Annotated in this window: 6 protein-coding genes; 4 read left to right on the forward strand and 2 right to left on the reverse strand. The window is 59.7% G+C overall.

Translation table 11 applies throughout. The features are described from left to right. Window positions 1–1,770, forward strand: a 1,770-nt coding sequence (locus IGS51_RS08740) for a CapA family protein (RefSeq protein ID WP_297078047.1), incomplete at its 5' end; no start/stop codon positions are given. 144 nt (window positions 1,771–1,914) lie between these two features. Then, the gene (locus IGS51_RS08745) at window positions 1,915–3,360 is read left to right on the forward strand and encodes a carotenoid oxygenase family protein (RefSeq protein ID WP_297078048.1); all 1,446 of its coding nucleotides are present in this window, start codon (window positions 1,915–1,917) and stop codon (window positions 3,358–3,360) included. Between the two features lie 177 nt (window positions 3,361–3,537). Here IGS51_RS08745 and IGS51_RS08750 read toward each other — a convergent pair whose 3' ends face one another. Both IGS51_RS08750 and IGS51_RS22330 read right to left on the reverse strand, forming a co-directional pair. Then, window positions 3,538–3,957, reverse strand: a complete 420-nt coding sequence (locus tag IGS51_RS08750) for a PIN domain-containing protein (RefSeq protein WP_367279293.1) — start codon at window positions 3,955–3,957, stop codon at window positions 3,538–3,540. Next, window positions 3,957–4,145, reverse strand: coding sequence for a hypothetical protein (locus tag IGS51_RS22330; protein ID WP_367279294.1), 189 nt, complete (start codon window positions 4,143–4,145; stop codon window positions 3,957–3,959). The genes IGS51_RS08750 and IGS51_RS22330 overlap by 1 nt, the downstream gene beginning before the upstream one ends. A gap of 357 nt (window positions 4,146–4,502) precedes the next feature. Between IGS51_RS22330 and IGS51_RS08755 the strand changes: the two genes are divergently transcribed. After that, the gene (locus IGS51_RS08755; RefSeq protein ID WP_297078049.1) at window positions 4,503–5,078 is read left to right on the forward strand and encodes a DUF3038 domain-containing protein; all 576 of its coding nucleotides are present in this window, start codon (window positions 4,503–4,505) and stop codon (window positions 5,076–5,078) included. Between the two features lie 60 nt (window positions 5,079–5,138). After that, window positions 5,139–5,903 (forward strand): DUF4335 domain-containing protein (locus IGS51_RS08760; protein ID WP_297078050.1); only part of this gene is annotated, 765 nt, incomplete at its 3' end.

The following is a 5,903-nucleotide window of genomic DNA, read 5'->3' on the forward strand; positions in this document are numbered from 1 at the left end:
GTCCATCTTCCAGCCGTGCACATTCCAACTGTTCACATTCCAACTGTTCACATTCCAACTGTTCACATTCCGTCCATTTCGGTAGAAATGCCCCGTATGGACTGGCCGACAGTGACGCTGACCCTGCCCGACTGGCAGGCGTGGGGTGTGGCCACTGTGCAAACCTTCGATGCGGCAATGGATGCCACGGTGCAGGCGTTTAATACCACGGTCGATCGGCTGCTGGACACGGCAGAACGGGTCAGCCCGTCTCAGGTCGGCCGCATGGCAACCACAGCCGCCGCCATCTTTTTAGTGGGCTGTGGTGCAGAACTGATGCGGCGACTCGATCCGGTGTCCCTGCTGACGGGCACGCCCACAATCGCCACGCCCACCGGTCGGATTCCCGTGCTGCGGCCCGCGTCTGACCTCTCTACCGTGCCCGACCCCACCACAGTAACGCTGGCCTTTAGCAGCGAGTCGCCTTTCCGCGTGCCCTCGCTGCATGGCCCCGTGCCAGACGCGGCTCCTACGCCCTATCCCTATCCCGATGTGCTGCTGACGCGGCTCGATCCGCCTGTGTTGGAAGATATCGCGGCGGAACCGTCGCCCTTGCCCAATGCGGGGCTGACGATGGTGAACGTGGCAGCGGTGAGTGCGGAGGCGGGAAATCGCGTTGCGGGAACCGGGTCGGCAGATACGCCTGCTGCTCAGATCAGGCAGGCGATTCAAACCCTAGAGCAGCAGGGGCTACGTCCGGTCGGCGCGGGGCGAAACCGCCGCGAAGCCCGCCAGCCCGAAATTGTGGAGGTGCGGGGCAAGCGCATTGCCTACCTGGGCTACAGCGATTCAGACTTGCAGGCGGCGAGCTTCTGGCGGGCGGGCACCAATCCGGCACTGGAGGAGCAAATCGCCGAAGATATTGACGCGATTCGCAGCCAGGTCGATTGGGTGGTCGTGAACTATCGCTGGGGCGAGGCGTTGGCCAGCTTTCCGAGCGATCGCCAAGTGCGGCTCTGTCGGTTTGCGATTGACCACGGTGCGGATCTCGTTGTGGGCTATCATCCCACTGTGCTGCAAGGGGCAGAGATCTACAAGGGACGAGCGATCGCCTACTCCCTGGGAGACTTTGTTTTTCAGCCAGAAAATCCCGACAAATCTACGAGTGCCGAGCCAGCCGACTATGACACCGCCATGCTGAAGGTGTCGCTGCGCGAAGAACAGATGCGGCTGGAGTTTTTGCCCGTGCAGGTGAAGCAGAATAAGGCGGCGATCGCCCCCGCCGATAGAGGCCAAGACATTCTGCGCTACCTAGAGCAAGCCTCGGCCCTGTTTGACCAGCCGCTCAAGACACCAATTATTCTGGATCGTCAGGCTCCCCTCCCGGCATCTCCTGACGCTTCGCCCTCTGACGCGCCCGCCAAGTCCTTCACCGACACGCCCGCCGATCCGGGTCATGCGCCCAGCGATAGCTTTATCGACTATTCCACCGAGGAACCCCTCTCGCCCACCATCTTGCCCAGCGGAGCCGAGGCATCTCCAACCCGCAAAGCTCCTGAACCTGCCAAGGCGATTTCCAGCCCCACCGTTCAGCCAAACGTGACTCCGCCCATCACTCCGGCAACCCCTGCTGAAGGGGCGATCGCCCCAGTTGAAGCGCCTGTTCCTGCGGCGGATGCCAACCTGAGCGAACCCGCCTCAGACGCAGCGCCAGCCGCGATTGGGAACGATCTAGATGACGCGCCTGCGGACTCAGCGGACTTGGTGGAGGAACCCTGGGTTGAAAACTAAAAATACTAAAGGGGAATCTCCGTAGAGGATGATCGAGGGAGAGCTTCATCAGGAGCAGTAGAGGGCAATCGCCCGTTGGACAGGCTGCCAGTCGCCCCGTATCGCACGAGTACGCTACGCTATCGCTAGCAGCTTTCAGCGATTATGCGTTCCGTTTCTCCCAGTCTCCACTCCCCAACCTCCTCATCCGCCTGGGCCGCAGCGGTTCTGCACACGGCCCAGGAATTCTTGCCCACGCCTTTGCCCGTTCTGGAGGGGCGGGTTCCTGACGGACTGCAAGGTACGCTCTATCGCAACGGGCCAGGGCGGTTGGAGCGCGGCGGGCAGCGCATGGGGCACTGGTTCGACGGCGATGGCGCGATTCTGGCGGTGCGGTTTGCCAAGGGCGCGGCTACGGCCACCTATCGCTATGTGCAAACGGCGGGCTATCAGGCAGAGGAAGCGGCGGGACGGCTGCTGTTTGGGAATTATGGCATGACCCCGCCAGGGCCGCTGTGGACTCGATTTGGCAAGCTGCCCAAAAACGTGGCGAATACCTCTGTGCTGGCGCTGGGCGATCGCCTCTTGGCGCTGTGGGAAGCCGGACTGCCCCACGCGCTCGACCTGGAAACCCTGGAAACCCTCGGCGCGGAGAACCTCCACGGACTGGACAGGCTACCCTTTTCGGCCCATCCCAAGCGCGACGGCCGCACGGGAGAAATTTTTAACTTTGGCGTATCCTTTGGGCGCAGCGCCGTGCTAAATCTCTATCGCTGTGCAGCAGATGGCACAGTGAGGCAGCGGGCGGCGATTCCGCTGGAGGGCATTCCGCTGGTGCATGACTTCGTGCTGGCGGGACGATACCTCGTGTTTTTGGTGAATCCGGTGCGGATTAGGGCGCTGCCGCTGTTGCTGAATCTGCAAAGCGCCAGCGATGCCTTTGCCTGGAAGCCAGAGCTAGGGACACAGGTTTGGATTTTTGACCGGGAACGCTTGAGCCTGATCAGTCGGGGCGAGGCGGAACCCTGGTTTCAGTGGCACTTGGGCAACGGCGCAGAAACGGCAGCGGGAGACATCCTGCTGAATCTGGTGCGCTATCCCGATTTTTCAACGAATCAGTTCCTCAAGGAAGTCGCCACAGGCTGCACCACCACCCGCACCACGGGCACCCTATGGGAACTGCGCCTCGATCCACAGTCTGCCAAAGTGTTGGGCATGAGCGCCGTGGTGGAGCGGGGCTGCGAGTTTCCCACCGTTGCACCCAAAGACGTGGGGCAGCCCTGGCAGCACACCTACCTCACGGTTCACCTGCCGAAAGCGGAGGAGCAAGGAGAGCTATTTGGGGCGATCGCCCGCTATGACCACACCACCAACACGCTCACCGTCGCCGCCGCCGGGCCCCGTCGCTACGTCGTGGAGCCAATTTTTGCGCCCGATCCAGAGCATCCCACTCAGGGCTGGCTGCTGACGGTGGTCTACGATGGCGATCGCCACCAGAGCGAGGTCTGGATCTACGGGGGCGATCGCCTAGAAGCAGGCCCCATCTGTCGGCTGGGGCTGCCCAGCATCATCCCCATCGGCTTCCACGGCACTTGGCGATCGGCATCTTAGGCAAGCGCTTGAATCGTAGCGCTAGACAAGATTCACAGCAAGATTCACAGCAAGCTAAAGCACAGAACAGCAATTTCTATTTCTCCAGTTTGCAGCGTAAAGCAATCGACAGGGATCGATATCAGGCTCTTAGTTCTTGGCTTTCAGCTTCAGGCTTTCAGCTTCAGGCTTTCAGCTTTAGGCTCTCAATTGTGCCAAACACGCTTGAACAGACAGGATGGGTCTAGACGAGCCTAAAAAGCCCTGAGTATCACGAGTCAGGATTGCATCCAGTCCCTGAGATACTGCACAGGCGATTTGAAGAGCATCTTCAAAATCAGCCAAGCCAGAACTCAACGCAGCCTCCAAAATTTCCCGATTTACAGGGCAAACTTCCATAGCCATTAGGGTTTCTGAAACGGCTTGCCGTGTTTGTTCAATACTGCGTGTGTGCCTCCGAGCAACGTAAAAAATATCCGTCAGCGTTGTAGCTGTGATGTGTCCGATAACCTGACCAGCTTCTATCGTTTGAAACAGCAGTTCCGCATCCTGAAAAAATGGCTCACGCTGTAATAAAAAGTCCAGAAGAATATTTGTATCAATTAGGACGTTTACGATCAGAACTTCTCCAACCGACGCGCCTCTAGCATTTCTGCCACTTCCTGATCGGTTGGCGCAGGTTGGTCTGTTCTGAGCAGTCCGCGCATTCGCTGTATAGCACCGACACGTTCAGGTTTGGCAACTGGCGAATTTTGCAAAGAATCAATAATGGCACTAGCTAGCGCAAGGCGATCGCTCGGTGGCAGTCTAAGAACCTATGCCTTTAAATTTTGCGACAACATAATTTCCGCTCTCAGAGAAAGCTAAAGCTACTGTTCAGCCCTACTTCCAATCCTTATGTTCAGCAACTCCGTTGCCAATCCCCAAACTCAGACTTGCCTGCAATCTTAATCAAAATGCAATCTTACAGAATTGCTTTCGCAACGCTGCCGCATCTAAACCCTGCCAGAACTTGAACACCCACCTCTATCCCCTCAGCTATTCACCTATTTGCTAGAGCTTTGCTATAGCATTGGAGGGAACTCGGTCGCTGATCCTGCGCGTCTGGTTTCAAGACCTGTAACCGAGTCTCCTTCGCGTTACGCCTGCCTTAGTCTAGACTTATGCCGCCGACCACCAAGCCCCGCGCCTCTGTGCAGGACGCGCTGCCCCTAGCCAACCAGCCCGACCCCGCCCAGCTAGACAGCATCAAGGCTCAACTTGACCTAGTGCTGCTGGCGCTGGAGGCACTGGCGGGCATTGGCTCCGACGCAATGCTCCAGGCAGCAGACACGCTCGGCTTGACGGAAGCCATTGCCGATCGGGTGGCGCTGTGGCGGCTGCGCCAATCCAGCCCGCTGCGGAAGGGGCAAGGGCGCAAGCGTATGGACGTGGACGAAGCGCGATCGCTCGTGCTGATCATCTGCCACCTGGCCCAGCAGCACCAAGAACTCATCCGTCGGGCTGTCACGCTGCTAGAGCAACTCACCGAGCAGGGCCGCGAACCGCACCAAACCGCGCTCCTGGGCGACTACCTCGACACCTTCCACAACACTTATCAGGAGCGGATGGACGACGATGCGGCAACCCCCGACCAGCTCACCTACCTCGCCCTCAAACTGCTGATCGACCTGCTGTTTTATAGCACCCCGCATGGGGCCCGGCGGCTGTGGATGGCGCTGATTGACCGAGCCAAGTGAACCTCAGAGCCGTCCCTGATTTTCCTGCGAACCTTTGATCCCTCACTTCCAACGCCTAACATGCCACCTGCCGTTCTCCGACGATACACCCCCCCGACCTGCACGCTAGAAGTGCGGGCCACTGGGTCGGCGCTGTCGCGCTGGACTGATCAGACGGTCATGAAAAACGTGCGGTTCAATCTGCGGTTTGACGATCCGCGTCGCCCGACGGAGCAGCAAGTAGAGGTTCAGGGCGATCGCCTTCAGCTAGAAGCGCTGCACGCAACCGTCAGCGAATACGTGGCGCGTCTGCTGGGTTCCGATGCAGGGTTGGCGGATGAGGCGCTGCTGCGGCTGGCCCCAGAGCGATCGCCCCTCGTCGCAGCGGTCGCCCAAGGACTGCCGGAGGACAAGACCCCAGCCCAGGGCCTTGAAATCGTCAATCGCGACGGGGTAGACCTGCGGGTTGGTGCAGAAGGCATCCAGCTAAAGCCGCTAGGTCTGCTGGCCCATGAACTGCATCTGGGGACGCTGGCGGCGGGCGCAGCGGTAGACACGGTTCGCCTCAGCACGACGCAGTTGGTGGATCTGGCAGAGGCGCTAGATGCCTATACGGCCGAAGCGATGGCGGTAGATTTGCCCTATGCTGCGGGAACGAGGCGATCGCCCGAATGGCTGCGGGTGGCTGCGGTGGCTGTGCTGGCCGTCGGGGTAACGGGCAGCATTGCCAAGTTTGTAATGGACGTGAACGCACCGCCCAGCGCGACGGTTGCCACAGAAAACGCAGAGCCATCGGAACTGAGCGCAAACCAGCCTGCGCCAGAAACCTACAGCACCACAACGCTC

The sequence above is a fragment of the Thermoleptolyngbya sp. M55_K2018_002 genome (genome assembly GCF_015295965.1).
GTDB classification, from domain to species: Bacteria; Cyanobacteriota; Cyanobacteriia; order Elainellales; family Elainellaceae; genus Thermoleptolyngbya; species Thermoleptolyngbya sichuanensis.